The following is a 16,889-nucleotide window of genomic DNA, read 5'->3' as shown; positions in this document are numbered from 1 at the left end:
AGCGTCGCGGCTGGTTGCAAGCGACGTCGTCCGGTGCCGAGGCGTCCCGGTTCGCCCTGCCGGTTACGGCCCGAGCGGCGGCCGACCCGATCAGCCACTGGACGAGGGAGCGTCGCCGTCGTGTTACGTACCGAACTCATCCGGCCGCTGTCCGAGCTGCTGCGCGAGCACGCCGAGCGGTGGCCGGACAAGATCGCGTTCAGCGACCACCGGCGGGACCTCACCTACGCCGACTACGAGCGGCGCACGGCACGGCTGGCGGGTCACCTGGCGGACCGGCTGGACCGCGGCGACCGGGCGATGATCTACCTCGGCAACTCGGTGGAGACGCTGGAGGCCTACCTCGCGGTGATCCGGGCCAGTGGTGTGGCGCTGCCGTTCAACCCGCACTCCGCCGACGCCGAGCTGTCCTACGTCCTCGACGACAGCGGCGCCCGCGTCGTGATCACCGACCGCGGACGGCTCGACCAGGTCGTGGCCGCGCAGCGGGAGCGCCCGCACCTGCGGATCGTGGTCACCGGCGACGACCCGCTTCCCGAGGGCACCCCGGCCGAGGTCACCCGCTACGCGGACCTGATGGCCGCCGCACCGGCGCAGGCCGCCCGCGACGACCAGGACCTCGACGACGTCGCCTGGATGCTCTACACCTCCGGCACCACCGGCAAGCCCAAGGGCGTGCTGTCGACGCAGCGCAGCTGCCTGTGGTCGGTGGCGGCCTGCTACGCGCCGATCGTCGGCCTGTCCGGGCAGGACCGGGTGCTGTGGCCGCTGCCGCTGCACCACAGCCTCGCGCACGTGCTGTGCGTGATCGGCGTGACCGCGGTCGGCGCCACCTGCCGCGTCCTCGACGGCTTCTCCGGCGAGGAGGTGCTGCGCGCGTTCCAGGACGAGACCTACACGTTCCTCACCGGCGTGCCCGCGATGTACCACCACCTGCTGGAGGCCGCCCAGAACCACGACGTCGACACGAGCGGGCTGGAGCGCTGCTTGACCGCCGGGTCGGTGTGCCCGGCGTCGCTGCGCACGGCCTTCGAGGAGACCTTCGGCGTCCCGCTGCTCGACGGCTACGGCAGCACCGAGACCTGCGGTCTGATGGCGGTGAACTGGCAGCACGGCACCCGCGTCGACGGCTCCTGCGGCCTGCCGGTGCCGGGTCTGGCGTTGCGGCTCGTGGACCCGGACACCGGGCTCGACGTGGCGGGCGGTGAGGGCGAGGTGTGGGTGCGCGGCCCGAACCTGATGGTGGGCTACCACGACCAGCCGGAGGCGACGGCGGCCGCGCTGCCGGGCGGCTGGTACCGCACGGGCGACCTGGCCAGGCAGGACGAGGCCGGCTACCTGACCATCACCGGCCGGGTGAAGGAGCTGATCAACCGGGGCGGGGAGAACATCCACCCCGGCGAGGTCGAGGAAGTCCTGCGCGGCGCCCCCGGGGTCGCCGACGTCGCCGTGGCGGGCGAACCGCACGAGGTGCTCGGCGAGGTGCCGGTGGCCTTCGTGGTTCCGCGCGAGACCGGAGTCGACACCGAGGCGTTGTTCGCGGTGTGCCGGGAGCGGCTTTCCGGCTTCAAGATCCCCGAGCGGCTCTACGAGACCGGGCGCATCCCCCGGACGGCTTCCGGCAAGGTCACCCGGCACCTGTTGCACGACTTGCCCGCGCGCCTGCTCGCCGACCGGGAGTCGTTCTCCAGCGAGCTGCTCGACGACGCCTCGTGCGTGACCGAGGCGGACGAGGCGGCGACCTCCGAGCTGCGGCAGCGGCTGACCGGCCTGTCATCGCAGGAGCAGGAGGTGTTCCTGCTGGAGCTGGTGTGCGCCGAGGTCTCGCAGGCCCTCGGGCTCGATTCGCTGAGCACCGCTGCGGCCCGGAGCGCGTTCCGCGAGCTCGGGTTGACCTCGATGAGCGCGGTGGCGTTGCGCAACCGCCTGACCGCCGCCACCGGCCTGGACCTGCCCGCTCCGGTGGCGTTCGACCACCCGACTCCGCACGCGCTGGCCCGCCACCTGCTTGCCGAACTGCTCGGCACGCGAACCCGGTCCCCGATCGCCGAGCCGCGCCCGGAGCCCGGCGAGCCGATCGCGATCGTCGGCATGGGGTGTCGCTTCCCCGGCGGGGTGAGCTCGCCGGAAGACCTCTGGCAGCTGGTCGCCGACGGCGGTGACGTGCTGTCGCCGTTCCCGGCCGATCGCGGCTGGAACCTCGCCGAGCTCGGCGGCGAACATGGCCGTCCCGGCACCAGCGCCACCCGGCACGGCGGATTCCTGCACGACGCAGCCGATTTCGACGCCGGGTTCTTCGGCATCTCCCCGCGCGAGGCCCTGGCGATGGACCCGCAGCAGCGGCTGCTGCTGGAGGTCTCCTGGGAGGCGCTGGAGCGCTCGGGCATCGACCCGACGACGCTGCGCGGCCGCGACGCGGGCGTGTTCACCGGCGTCATGTACCACGACTACGGCACGGGTCTCGTCGGCGCGCCCGAGGGGACCGAGGGCTACTGGACGACCGGGACCGCGGGCAGCGTCGCGTCCGGCCGCGTCGCCTACGCGCTCGGGTTCGAGGGGCCGGCGGTCACGGTGGACACGGCGTGCTCGTCGTCGCTGGTGTCGATGCACCTGGCGGCGCAGTCGTTGCGGCAGGGGGAGTGCTCGCTGGCGCTGGCCGGGGGCGCCACGGTCATGTCGACTCCGTCGACGTTCGTCGAGTTCACCAAGCAGGGCGGCCTGGCCCCCGACGGCCGCTGCAAGTCCTTCTCCGACGACGCCGACGGCGTCGGCTGGTCCGAGGGCGCCGGCGTGCTCGTGCTGGAGCGCCTGTCCGACGCCCGCCGGAACGGGCACCGGGTGCTGGCGGTGCTGCGAGGCTCGGCGGTGAACTCCGACGGCGCCTCCAACGGGCTGACCGCCCCGAACGGTCCCTCGCAGCAGCGCGTCATCCGCCGAGCCCTGGCTGGTGCTGGTCTGTCCACTTCGGATGTCGATGTGGTCGAAGGGCACGGCACTGGAACGACTCTGGGTGATCCGATCGAGGCGCAGGCGTTGCTGGCGACCTACGGGCAGGACCGGGAGCGGCCGCTGCTGCTGGGGTCGGTGAAGTCGAACCTCGGTCACACGCAGGCCGCGGCGGGCGTCGCTGGGGTGATCAAGATGGTGATGGCGATGCGTCACGGCATAGCCCCGCGCACGCTGCACGCAGAAACCCCGTCCGGCCACGTCACCTGGGGTTCGGGCGCGGTCGAGCTGCTCGACGCCCCGGTCGGCTGGCCCGACACCGGGCGCCCGCGACGCGCAGGCGTCTCCTCCTTCGGCATCGGCGGCACCAACGCCCACGTGATCGTCGAACAAGCCCCTGCCCAGGAGGCCCCGACCGAGCCGGCCGAGCTCGTCCCCGCCGTCATCCCGTGGCCCCTCTCCGCGAAAACCGAAGCCGCCCTGGACGACCAGATCACCCACCTGAGCGCGCTCGACCACTCCGCCCTCGACGTGGGCCACTCCCTGGCCACGACCCGCTCCACCTTCGACCACCGAGCGGTCCTGCTCCCCTCCGGTGAACTCCGAGGAATCGCCGCGGACCGCTCCCTGGCCGTCCTCTTCGCAGGCCAGGGCTCCCAGCGTCTGGGCATGGGCAGGGATCTCTACGAGCGTTTTCCGGTGTTCGCCGAGGCTCTGGACGAGGTTTTGGAGCACTTGGATCCGATGGTTCGGGAGGTGATGTGGGGTGGGGACGCAGATGCCTTGAACCAGACGGGCTTTGCTCAACCGGCTTTGTTCGCTTTGGAGGTGGCCCAGTTCCGCTTGGCCGAGTCCTTCGGTCTCCGCCCGGACTACGTCGCGGGTCACTCGATAGGTGAGGTGGCCGCTGCCCATGTGTCGGGCGTGTTGTCCCTGGAGGACGCCTGCACGCTGATCACCGCCCGGGCCTGGTTGATGCAGGCACTGCCCACAGGCGGGGTCATGGTCGCGGTCCGTGCGAGCGAGTCCGATGTTCTGCCGTTTCTGTCGGGTGGTTCTGCTGGTGTCGAAAACTCCCATATTCAGGGTGTCGAAAACAGCGGTTTTCGACGCGATGAAAACAGCGGTTTTCGATCGGGTGACAGTTCTCGTTCGGGGGTGGTGTCTCTTGCGGCGGTGAACGGGCCCGAGTCGGTCGTGTTGGCCGGGGACGAGGAGGCCGTGGTCGACGTCGCGCGGCGGTGGAAGTCTAGGAATCTGCTGGTCAGTCATGCGTTTCACTCGTCCTTGATGGACCCGATGCTCGATGACTTCCGCGAGGCGATCAGCGGGTTGTCGTTGCGGACGCCGACGACACCGATCGCCGTCGACGGCGACGTGACGTCGCCGGAGTTCTGGGTTGAGCACGTCCGCAACACCGTGCGCTTCGGCGACACCGTGCGGACCCTGGGCGAGCGGGGCGTGAACGCCTTCCTGGAACTGGGCCCCGACGGGGTGCTCTCGGCGATGGCCGCCGACTCCGCGCCCGAGGACGCGGTGCTCGTCCCGGCGCAGCGCCAGGACCGCGACGGCGAGACCGCCCTGGTCGAGGCGCTGGCGCGGCTGCACGTGTCCGGCGTGGACGTCGACTGGGCACCGTGCTTCACCGGCACCGGAGCGCACCTCGTCGACCTGCCGACCTACCCGTTCCAGCGCGAGCGCTACTGGCCGGAACAGCTCACCGCCAACCTCGCCGACGACTGGCGCTACCAGGAGACCTGGACCCCGCTGACGCACCAGCCGGCGACACCCGACGGACCGTGGCTGATCGCGGCACCCGCCGAGCTCGCCACCGACCCGTGGGCGCTCGCGATCGCCGACGCCCTCGGCGCCGACGCGGTGCGCCTGCCGATCGAACCCGGCACCCGGCGCGACGACCTCGCCAAGCAGCTGACCGACGTTCCCGCCCCGGCGGGCGTGATCGCGCTCGGTGATGAGATCGAGTGCGCCGTCCTGCTCCAGGCGCTCGGCGACGCGAGCGTCGACGCCCGCGTGTGGGCCGTGACCCGAGGTGCGGTCTCGGTCGCGGACGACGACCCGGTGCGCGACTCCACCTACGCGGGCGTGTGGGGTCTGGGACGGGTCGCCGCCCTGGAGCTGCCCGGCAGGTGGGGCGGCCTGATCGACCTCCCGGACCACCTCGACGCCCGCGGTGCCGAGCTCCTCACCGGCGTCCTCGCCGGAACGGAGGACCAGGTCGCCATCCGCTCCCGAGGAGCGTTCGCCCGCAGGCTCGCCCCCGCACCGCGCTCGCACCGGGCCGCCCCGGCACCGCTGTCCGGCACGGTGCTGATCACCGGCGGAACCGGCTCGCTCGGCGCGCACCTGGCCCGCGACCTGGCCGACCGCGGCGCCGAAGGGATCGTGCTGATCAGCCGCCGCGGCCCGGACGCCCCGGGCGCCACCGAGCTCGCCGAGCAGCTGGGCGAGCGGGGAGTGCGGGTGCGGATCGAGGCCTGCGACGCCGCCGACCGCGACGCGCTCGGCACCGTGCTCGACGGCATCGACGACCTCACCGGCGTGGTGCACGCGGCCGGTGTCGTCGACGACGGCGTGCTCGACCAGCTCACGCCCGAGCGCTTCGGCGAGGTCTTCGAGTCCAAGGTGGACTCCGCGCTGCTGCTCGACGAGCTCACCCGCGACCGCGACCTGGACTTCTTCGTGCTGTTCTCCTCGGTCGCGGGCACGATCGGCAACGCCGGACAGGCCAACTACGCCGCCGCCAACGCCGTCCTCGACGCCGTCGCCCACCAGCGCCGCGCCGAAGGCCTGCCCGCCACCTCGATCGGCTGGGGAGCCTGGGCCGGGGCTGGCGCCGCCGCGGACGAGGCGATCGCCGAGCGGCTGAGGCGGCGCGGTGTTCTGCCGATGGAACCGGAACTCGCCCTCGCCGCGCTGTGGCAGGCCGTCGCCGATGACCGCACCGCTCTCACCGTGGCCGACCTGGACTGGGAGGTCTTCGCCCCGCACTTCACCGCGGTCCGTCCCAGCCCGCTGCTGTCGGGAGTCGAGGCCGCGCGGCGCGCCCTCGCCACCTCCGGCGCCTCGGGGTTCGTCGACGAGCTCGCCCGCATGGCGCTGGCCGATCGCGGCCCGGCCGTCCTGGACCTCGTTCGGGCCGAGGCGGCCGCCGTGCTCGGACACCCGAGCTCGACCGCGATCGGCGTCGACAACGCCTTCCGCGACGTGGGTTTCGACTCGCTGACCAGCTTGGAGATGCGCGACCGGCTGCGGAAGGCGACGGGCGTGCCGCTGCCCTCGGCGCTGCTGTTCGACTACCCGACGCCGCGCGCCGTGGCCGACCACCTGCTGGCGAACCTCACCGTCGAGAACACCGCGGAGGTCGGGTCCGCGCTCAGCGAGTTCGAGCGGTTCGCCACGGCGCTGCGGGCCTCGGACGACGACGTCGACGAGATCAAGCAGCGGCTCGAAGACACCCTCGCCTGGCTGCGCGAGCGCGGCCAACCCTCGGCCGGCGGGCGTCCCTCCGAGGACGACATCAACTCGATGCCCGCGACGAACTGCTCAACACCATCGACAACGGGCTGCTCGACCTCTCCTGACGAGACCCAGCTCGACGCGAGACATGAAGGTGGACCGGTGGCGGAAGATCAGCAGGAACGAGTCGTCGAATACCTGAGGCGCACCACCGTCGACCTCCGCCGAGCCCGCGAGCGCGTCGCCGAACTGGAGCTCAGGAACGGCGAACCGATCGCGATCATCGGCATGGCCTGCCGCTTCCCGGGTCGGGTGCGTTCGCCGGAGGACCTGTGGCGGCTGGTCGACGGCGGCGTCGACGCCATCGGCCCGTTCCCCGACGACCGGGGGTGGGACCGGAGCGCGCTGGCCGAGTCGAGCCTCGCCGTCGAGGGAGGTTTCCTCGAGGGCGCAACGGAATTCGACGCGGACTTCTTCGGGATCTCGCCGCGCGAAGCGGCCGGGATGGACCCGCAGCAGCGGCTCGTCCTCGAAACCGCCTGGGAGGCGCTGGAACGCGCGCACCTCGACCCCGTGCGGCTGCGGGGGAGCCGGACCGGGGCGTTCCTCGGAACCAACGGCCAGGACTACGCCTCGCTCCTCGGCACCGGCCCGGACGTCCCGGAAGGGCACGCGGCCACCGGCCACATCGCCAGCGTGCTCTCCGGTCGCGTGGCCTACACCTTCGGGTTCGAAGGGCCTGCGGTCACCGTCGACACGGCGTGCTCGTCGTCGCTGGTGTCGATGCACCTGGCAGCGCAATCGCTGCGGCAGGGCGAGTGCGCGCTCGCGCTGGCCGGCGGTGTCACGGTCATGTCGACGCCGCACGCGTTCTTCGAGTTCACCCGGCAGCGCGGGCTGGCCGCCGACGGCCGCTGCAAGGCGTTCTCCGACGCCGCCGACGGCACGGGCTGGTCCGAAGGCGTCGGCATGCTGGTGCTGGAACGCCTCTCCGACGCCCAGCGCAACGGGCACCGCGTGCTGGCGGTGCTGCGGGGGAGCGCGGTGAACCAGGACGGCGCGTCCAACGGCCTCACCGCGCCGAACGGCCCGTCGCAGCAGCGCGTGATCCGAGAAGCCCTGCGCTCCGCGAACCTCGACGCGTCCGAAGTGGACGCCGTGGAGGCGCACGGGACCGGCACCGCGCTCGGCGACCCGATCGAGGCCGACGCGCTGATGGCCACCTACGGCGTTGAGCGGGCGACTCCGCTGCTGCTGGGGTCGGTGAAGTCGAACCTCGGGCACACGCAGGCCGCGGCCGGTGTGGCCGGGGTGATCAAGATGGTGATGGCGATGCGGCGCGGTGTCCTGCCGAAGACGCTGCACGTCGATACGCCGTCCTCGCACGTGGACTGGTCGGCCGGTGCGGTCCGGCTGCTCACGGCCGGCACGGCCTGGCCGGAGACGGGCCGCCCGCGTCGCGCCGGGGTGTCGTCGTTCGGGGTGAGCGGCACGAACGCGCACGTCGTCCTGGAGCACCCGGCGGCGCTCGACGTGCCCGCGGTGGAGCCGTGGGTGTCGCCGACGGTGGTGCCGTGGGTGGTGTCGGCGAAGTCCGAGGCGGCGCTGGACGAGCAGATCACCCGACTCCGCGACTGGGACGGCGTCCGCGTCGACATCGGCTACTCCCTGGCCACCACGCGCACCCCGCTGAGCCACCGCGCGGTCCTCCTCGCCGCCCGAGAGTCGATCACCGAGGCAACCCGGGGCGTCGCCACCGACCGCACTCTCGCGGTCCTCTTCGCGGGCCAGGGCTCCCAGCGCCTCGGCATGGGCCGGGGCCTCTACGAGCGCTTCCCGGTGTTCGCGGAAGCTCTCGACGAGGCCCTGAACCACCTCGACCCGTCGGTTCGAGAGGTGATGTGGGGTGAGGACCCGGATGCCTTGAACGAGACGGGCCACGCCCAACCGGCCCTGTTCGCCCTGGAGGTGGCTCTCTATCGCCTGATCGAGTCCTTCGGCATCACTCCAGACCACGTTGCGGGCCACTCGATCGGTGAGGTGGCCGCGGCCCACGTGGCAGGCGTGTTGTCCCTCGAAGACGCCTGCACCCTGATTGCGGCCCGAGCCCGCCTGATGCAGGCGTTGCCCTCGGGCGGGGTGATGGTGGCGGTTCGTGCGAGTGAGTCGGAGGTGCTGCCGTTCCTGACGGAAGACTCCCGTGTTCGGGAAGCGGATTACTCCGGTATTCGGGGACCGGATTACTCCGGTATTCCGTCACCTGGGGGCGGGAGTGGTTCGGGTGGTGTGGTGTCGCTGGCGGCGGTGAACGGGCCGAATTCGGTGGTTCTGGCTGGGGACGAGGACGCTGTTCTTGAGGTTGCCGGGAGTTGGGAGTTCCAGCGGTTGAGCGTTTCTCATGCTTTCCACTCGGCTTTGATGGAGCCGATGCTGGCGGAGTTCCGGGAAGCGATCAGCGGGTTGGTGTTCCGCGAGCCTCGGATTCCGATCGCTGCGTCCGGGGATGTGACTTCACCCGAGTTCTGGGTTCGGCACGTGCGCGAGGCCGTGCGGTTCGCCGACCACGTGACCTCGTTGAGCGAACGGGGTGTGGACGCGTTCCTGGAGGTCGGTCCGGACGGGGTGCTCAGCGCGATGGCCTCCGAGTCCGCGCCGGGGGCGGTGATCGTGCCCGCGCTGCGGAAGGGCCGCGGCGAAGGGGATGCGCTGCTGTCGTCGTTGGCCGCGTTGCACGTGGCCGGGGTCGGGGTGGACTGGACGCCGTTCTTCGACGGGGCGCGGGCGCAGCGGGTCGATCTGCCCACCTACGCCTTCCAGCGCCGCCGCTACTGGCCCCGGCTCACCGCCGGGCGCGGGATGCGCGCCGCCGGGCTTGCCTCGGTCGAGCACCCCTTGCTCGGGGCGGCGGTCGAACTCGCCGAGGCGGACGGTTTCCTGATCACCAGCAGGCTCTCGCTCGACACCCACCCGTGGCTCGCCGATCACGCCGTCGGCGGGCGAATCCTGTTCCCCGGCACGGCTTTCCTCGAACTCGCGATGCGGGCCGCCGACGAGGTGGGCTGCGACGAGGTCGAGGAGCTGACCCTCGCCGCCCCGCTGGTGCTCCCCGAGCGCGGCGCGGTGCAGCTCCAGATGTCGGTGGGCGCGCCGGACGAGTCGGGACGACGCCCGATCGCGGTGCTGTCCCGGACCGAAAGCGACACCGACCTGCCGTGGACCCAGCACGCCGCCGGATCGCTCACCACCGGCGACCGCAAGCCCGATGACCTGGGAGAATGGCCTCCCGTCGGCGCCGTCCCGGAGGACGTCGACAGCGGCTACGAGCGCTTCGCCTCGGCCGGGTTCGCCTACGGTCCCGTCTTCCGCGGGCTGCGCGCGGTGTGGCGTCGCGGCGACGAGGTCTTCGCCGAGGTCGCGCTCCCGGACGGGGCCGACGCCACCGGCTTCGGCCTCCACCCGGCGCTGCTGGACGCCTGCCTGCACGCCTCCGGCGTCGCCGACCCCGAGGTCATCGAGCGCGGCGGGCTGCCGTTCTCCTGGCAGGGCGTGGCCCTGCACGCCACCGAGGCCTCCGCCGTGCGGGTGCGGATCTCCCCGCGCGCCGACGGCGAGTTCGCGCTCACCCTCGCCGACGCGACCGGTCTTCCGGTGGCCTCGATCGACTCGCTGCGCACCCGTCCGATGCCGGTCGAGGCGCGGGGTGCGGACAACGCGCTGTTCACCGTCGAGTGGACTCCGGTCACCGGCGGCGAACCCCCGGCCGCGATCGCTCTCGCGGGCCCGGACCTGCACGGTCTCCGGGACATCGGCGTTCCGGTGGAGCCCGACGCCGACCTCGTGATCGTCCCGGTCGCGGGCGGCGACGAGGTGATCACCTCCGCCCACGACGTCACCGCGCACGCGCTCGCCCAGGTCCAGGACTGCCTGACCCGCGAGGGCGCCCGCCTGCTGTTCGTGACTCGCGGTGCGACCTCCGGCGCCGACCCGGCGGCCGCAGCGGTGTGGGGCCTGGTCCGCACCGCTCAGACCGAGCACCCCGGCCGGTTCGCGCTGCTCGACCTCGGTCCGGAACCTGTCGACCGCAGCGCTCTCGCGGGTGCCTTGACCTGCGACGAACCGCAGATGCTGCTGCGAGGCGGAGACCTGCTCGCCGCCCGCCTGACCCGCACCGCCCCGCAGGACGAGCCGGCACGCTGGGACGGTACCGTGCTCATCACCGGTGGCACCGGCGGACTGGGCGCGCTGGTGGCCCGGCACCTCGTCGCCGAGCACGGAGTGCGCGAGCTCCTTCTGGTCAGCCGCAGCGGCGCCGCCGACGACCTGGTCAGCGACCTGACCGAGCAGGGCGCCCGGGTCGAGGTGCGGGCCTGCGACGTCGCCGACCGCGCCGCGGTCGAGACCCTGCTGGCCGAGCACGAGGTGCGGGCGGTGGTGCACGCCGCCGGCGTCCTCGACGACGGCGTGATCGAGACGCTGACCCCCGAACGCGTGCACGCCGTGCTGCGTCCCAAGGTCGACGCGGCCTGGAACCTGCACGAGCTGACGCGAGACCTGTCGGCGTTCGTCGTGTTCTCCTCCGCCGCCGGGATCGTCGGCACCCCCGGCCAGGCCAATTACGCGGCGGGCAACGCCTTCCTGGACGCCCTGGTCGAACACCGCCGCGCACAGGGACTTCCGGGCGTGTCGCTCGCGTGGGGGCCGTGGCAGCACGGCATGGCCTCCGACGTCGACGCCCAGCGGCTCGGCCGTTCCGGCATGCCGCCGCTGCCTCCGGAGCAGGGGATTCGCCTGTTCGACGCCGCGCTGACGGCGGGGCGGCCCGTGGTGGTGCCCGCTCTGCTGGACCTGACGCGGTCCGGCGAGGTGCCGCCGCTGCTGCGCGGGCTCGTGCGCGGCCGGGCACGTCGTGCGCGTGCGAGGTCGGAAGCCACCGAGACGCTGGTGGGGCGGCTGACCGCGCTGCCGGAGTCGGAACGCCCCGGGGCGTTGCTGGACCTGGTGCGCCGCGAAGTCGCCGCCGTGCTGGGGCATGCCGGCGCCGACGTGGTCGACCCGAGCCGGGCGTTCCAGGAACTCGGCTTCGACTCGCTGACGGCCGTGGAGCTGCGCAACCAGCTGGGTGCGGCGACCGGGCTGCGCCTGCCGACAACCCTGATCTTCGACCACCCTACGACCCGAGCCCTGGCCGACCACCTGCACGGCGAGCTGTTCGGAACGGAAAATGCTGTTGATCAACAGGTTCCGGCTCCGGCGAGCGCGGAGGACGACCCGGTGGTCATCGTCGGGATGGCCTGCCGCTACCCGGGTGGCGTCTCATCCCCGGAGGACCTGTGGCGGTTGGTGTCCAACGGCGTCGACGCGATCTCGGAGTTCCCGGTCAACCGGGGCTGGGACGTGGACGCGCTGTTCGACCCCGACCCCGATCACGCGGGCACCGCCTACACCCGGAACGGCGGATTCCTGCACGAAGCGGGCGATTTCGACCCCGCGTTCTTCGGGATGTCGCCGCGCGAAGCGCTGGCCACCGACGCCCAGCAGCGGCTGCTGCTGGAAGTGGCGTGGGAATCCCTGGAACGCGCCGGAATCGACCCGATGTCGTTGCGCGGCAGTCGGACCGGTGTGTTCGCCGGGGTGATGTACAACGACTACAGCACCCTGCTCACCGACGCCGCGTTCGAGGGCTACCAGAACCTCGGTGCCTCGCCGAGCGTCGTCTCCGGCCGTCTGTCCTACGCCTTCGGCTGCGAAGGTCCCGCGATGACCGTGGACACCGCCTGCTCGTCGTCGCTGGTGTCGATGCACCTGGCCGCGCAAGCGCTGCGCCAGGGGGAGTGCTCGCTGGCGCTGGCCGGGGGCGTCACCGTCATGTCGACGCCGCGCACGTTCCTGGAGTTCTCCCGCCAGCGCGGCCTGGCCCCGGACGGCCGCTGCAAGTCCTTCTCCGACGACGCCGACGGCGTCGGCTGGTCCGAGGGCGTCGGAGTGCTGGTGCTGGAACGCCTTTCGGACGCCCGCCGCCACGGTCACGAGGTGCTGGGGGTGCTGCGCGGCAGCGCGATCAACTCCGACGGCGCCTCCAACGGGCTCACCGCGCCCAACGGTCCCTCGCAGCAGCGCGTCATCCGCCAGGCCCTCGCCGGTGCGGGACTGTCCACAACGGACGTCGACGTCGTCGAGGCGCACGGGACCGGGACGACGCTGGGCGATCCGATCGAGGCCCAGGCGTTGCTGGCGACCTACGGCCGCGACCGCGAGCGGCCGCTGCTGCTGGGGACTGTGAAGTCCAACATCGGGCACAGCCAGGCGGCCTCGGGCGTGGCGGGCGTGATCAAGGTGGTGCAGGCCATGCGCCACGGCGTGGTTCCCCCGACGCTGCACGGCGACACCCCGTCCACCCACGTGGACTGGGAGGACGGCGCGGTCGAGCTGGTCACCGAGTCCCGCGAGTGGGCCACGGACGGTAAGCCGCGACGCGCCGGGATCTCCTCCTTCGGCGTCAGCGGAACCAACGCGCACGTCATCATCGAACAGCTGCCCGTCGACGCCGCGCCCGCTGAGCGACCGATCTCGGAGGAGGCGGTGCCGTGGCCGGTCTCGGCCAAGACCGAGGCGGCTCTGGAAGAGCAGATCGCGCGGGTGCGCTCGATCGGCGAACCCGCGGTCGACGTCGGGTACTCGCTGGTCACGGCCCGGTCGACGTTCGAGCACCGCGCCGTGCTGCTCGCCTCGGACGCGGGCGACGCCCCAGCGGAGATCGCCCGCGGCACCGCCGGACACCGGTCCGTCGCGGTGCTGTTCTCCGGCCAGGGCTCGCAGCGCCTCGGCATGGGCCGGGACCTCTACGGTCGCTTCCCGGTCTTCGCGGAAGCTCTCGACGAGGTCCTGGCCCACCTCGACCCGTCGGTTCGCGAGGTGATGTGGGGCGAGGACCAGGAAGCCCTGAACGAGACGGGCAACGCCCAACCGGCCCTGTTCGCGATCGAGGTGGCCCTCTATCGCTTGATCGAGTCCTTCGGCATCACCCCGGACCACGTCGCGGGTCACTCGATAGGTGAGGTGGCCGCGGCCCATGTGTCGGGCGTGTTGTCCCTGGAGGACGCCTGCACGCTGATCTCGGCCCGAGCTTCGTTGATGCAGGCCTTGCCCCCGGGCGGGGTGATGGTCGCGGTTCGCGCGAGTGAGTCGGAGGTGTTGCCGTTTCTGTCGGGTGGTTCTGCTGGTGTCGAAAACTCCCATATTCAGGGTGTCGAAAACAGCGGTTTTCGTCGCGATGAAAACAGCGGTTTTCGATCGGGTGACAGTGGTGGTTCTCGGTCGGGGGTGGTGTCTCTTGCGGCGGTGAACGGGCCGGACTCCGTGGTGCTGGCCGGGGATGAGGGCGCTGTTCTTGAGGTTGCCGGGAAGTGGGAGCTCAAGCGGCTGAGGGTTTCTCATGCTTTTCACTCGGCTTTGATGGAGCCGATGTTGGGGGAGTTCCGGGAAGCGATCAGCGGGTTGGTGTTCCGCGAGCCTCGGATTCCGATCGCGGCTTCCGGGGACGTGACCAGCCCCGAGTTCTGGGTGCGGCACGTGCGGGAGGCCGTGCGGTTCGGGGACGTGGTCGCTCAGCTGGCCGCGTCCGGCGTGTCGGCGTTCCTGGAGGTCGGGCCGGACGGGGTGCTGTCGGCGCTGGTCGGCGAGCAGGTTCCGGACGCGGCGGTGGTCGTTCCGGTGCAGCGCAAGGACCAGGACGAGCGGGTAAGCCTGGTCAAGGCGCTGGCCGGGTTGCACGTCGCCGGTGTCGACGTGCGCTGGGACGGGCTGTTCGCCGGGACCGGGGCGCGCCGGGTGGACCTGCCGACCTATCCGTTCCAGCACCAGTGGTTCTGGGCGATCCCGACCCAGCGCACCGGCGACGCGTCCCGGCTCGGGCTCGCGTCCGTCGGGCACCCGCTGCTGGGAGCGGCTGCGGAACTGGCCGGATCCGGGGAGTTCCTGCTCAGCGGCCGGGTGTCGCTCGACGAGCACCCGTGGCTCGGCGACCACGCGGTCATGGGACGAGTCCTGCTACCCGGGACCGCGTTCCTGGACATGGCGCTGCGCGCCGCCGACGAGTTCGGCTGCGACGGAGTCGAGGAGCTGACCCTCGCGGCACCGCTGGCGCTGCCCGAGCAGGGCGGCGCGGACCTCCAGGTGCGCGTGGGAGCCGAGGACGGCGACGGCCGTCGCTCCGTGACGATCCACGGCCGTCCCTCCGGAACCGCCGAGTGGACCGAGCACGCCGCAGGCGCACTCGCCGCGCAGCGGCGGGGGACGACCTGGACGGCGGCGGAGTGGCCGCCGTCGAACGCCGAACCGGTCGGCGTCGAGTCCCGTTACGCCCGCCTCGCCGAGCTCGGACTCGACTACGGCCCCCTGTTCCAGAACCTGCGCGCCGCCTGGAGGCGCGGCGACGAGGTGTTCGCCGAGGTCCGGCTGCCGGAGACCACCGACGGCTTCGCCCTGCACCCGGCGCTGCTGGACTCCTGCCTGCACGCCGCCGACCCCACCGAGACCGCGCTCCCGTTCTCCTGGCAGGGCGTGTCGGTGCACACCCCCGGCGCCACCGCCGTCCGGGTTCGCCTGACCCGCGACGGCGACGGCATGACGCTGGAGCTGGCCGACGGCACGGGCGTTCCGGTGGCCTCCATCGAGTCCCTGGTCACCCGCCCCGTCACGGCCCAACAGCTCTCGGGCCCCGGACCGGAGGACCTGTTCGCGCTGCGCTGGACCCCGGTGACTCCGGGGAACCGCCCCGAGCGCGACGCCGAGGTTCTGCACACGACACCGGCCGCCGACCCGCCCGGAATCCGCGCCGAGGTGCTGCGAGTCCTGAACCGGCTCCGCGACTTCCTCGCCCGCGACACCGACACGACGCTGCTCGTGACCACCCGCCAGGCGGTCGCGGTCTCCGGCCAAGACATCACCGACCTGGCGGGCGCGGCGGTGTGGGGGCTGGTGCGCTCGGCGCAAGCCGAGCACCCCGGCCGGATCGTGCTCGCCGACGTCGACGGGGACCTGGACCCCCACGCGGTCCTGGCCACCGGAGAACCCCAGGTCGCGGTGCGCGACGGCCGCTACCACGCCGCGCGGCTCGCCCGCGCGACCGACGACCCGGGCGCACCCGCCACGACCTTCGGCCCCGGCGGAACCGTGCTGGTCACCGGCGCGAGCGGCAGGCTTGGCCGGCTGTTCAGCCGCCACCTCGTCACCGACCACGGCGTCCGCCACCTCCTGCTCACCAGCCGCCGCGGCGGCGACCCCGCCCTGCGCGCCGAACTGGAAGACCTGGGCGCCGAGGTCGAGTTCGCCGCCTGCGACGTCGCCGACCGCGACGCGCTGGCCGCGCTGCTCGACCGCATCCCCGCCGAGCACCCCCTGACCGGTGTCGTGCACCTGGCGGGCGTGATCGACGACGGCGTCCTGGAGACCCTGACCGCCGAGCAGGTCGAATCCGTGCTGCGGCCCAAGGTCGACGCCGCCCTGCACCTGCACGAGCTCACCAGCGGCCTCCCGCTGTCGGCGTTCGTGACGTTCTCCTCGGTGGCCGGAGCCATCGGCGGTCCCGGGCAGGGCAACTACTCGGCCGCCAACGCCTGCCTGGACGCCCTGATCCAGCACCGCAGGGCACGCGGCCTCCCCGGCCAGTCGCTGGCCTGGGGCCTGTGGTCGGACGGCATGGCCGGCGAGCTCGACGACGCGGCGCGGCAGCGCACCGCCCGCAACGGCGTCGGCGTGCTGACCGCCGAGCACGGGCTGCGCCTGTTCGACGCGGCTTGCGCGCGCAGCACCCCCGTGCTGGTTCCGATGCGCCTGGAAGCCCAGGCGCTGCGCGACTCCGGCGCCGTCGTGCCCCGGGTCTTCGCCGACCTCGTCCGGCCGGGTCACCGCCGCGCGACGACCCCGGCCGGGCCGGTGCTGCCCGACCGGCTGCGCGCGGCCTCCGAGACCGACCGCGCGGCGCTGCTCATCGACCTGGTGCGCTCGCACGCCGCCGCCGTCCTCGGCCACGCCGACGCCGAATCCGTCGACACCGCAGCGGGTTTCACCGACCTCGGCTTCGACTCGCTGACCGCCGTGGAGCTCCGCAACTCGCTGAGCAGAGCGACCGGACTGCGGTTGTCCGCGACGCTGGCCTTCGACCACCCCAGCGTCACCGCGCTCGCCGAGCACCTCGGCGCCGAACTCGCGCCGGTGGACGAGGACGCGGAAGCGCTCACCGAGAACCGCGTCCGCGACGTCCTGGCCGGTGTCCCGCTGCACCGGCTGCGCGACGCGGGACTGCTCGACGCGCTGCTGGAACTGGGCGGGGTGAGCGCGCCGGTCGAGAGCAACACCGGTGTCGGCGACGACATCGACGAGATGGGCGCAGAAGACCTGATCACGATGGCGCTGGAGGGTGCGAGCGCACCCGACGACGCTGCACGGGAAGCGTGAGGCTGAAACAT

The 16,889-nt window shown here is 72.5% G+C and carries 1 protein-coding gene; it reads left to right on the top strand.

Annotation, left to right across the window (positions count from 1 at the left end; all coding sequences use genetic code 11):
- The first annotated feature begins 120 nt into the window (after positions 1–120).
- Positions 121–16,878 (top strand): SDR family NAD(P)-dependent oxidoreductase, encoded by a 16,758-nt coding sequence (locus REH65_RS08465; RefSeq protein ID WP_406692006.1) that lies wholly within the window; start codon positions 121–123, stop codon positions 16,876–16,878.
- Positions 16,879–16,889: the final 11 nt, after the last annotated feature.

The organism is Saccharopolyspora sp. ID03-671, assembly GCF_045278815.1.
GTDB classification, from domain to species: Bacteria; Actinomycetota; Actinomycetes; order Mycobacteriales; family Pseudonocardiaceae; genus Saccharopolyspora; species Saccharopolyspora ipomoeae.
This window is presented reverse-complemented; position numbering and strand designations above follow the sequence as displayed.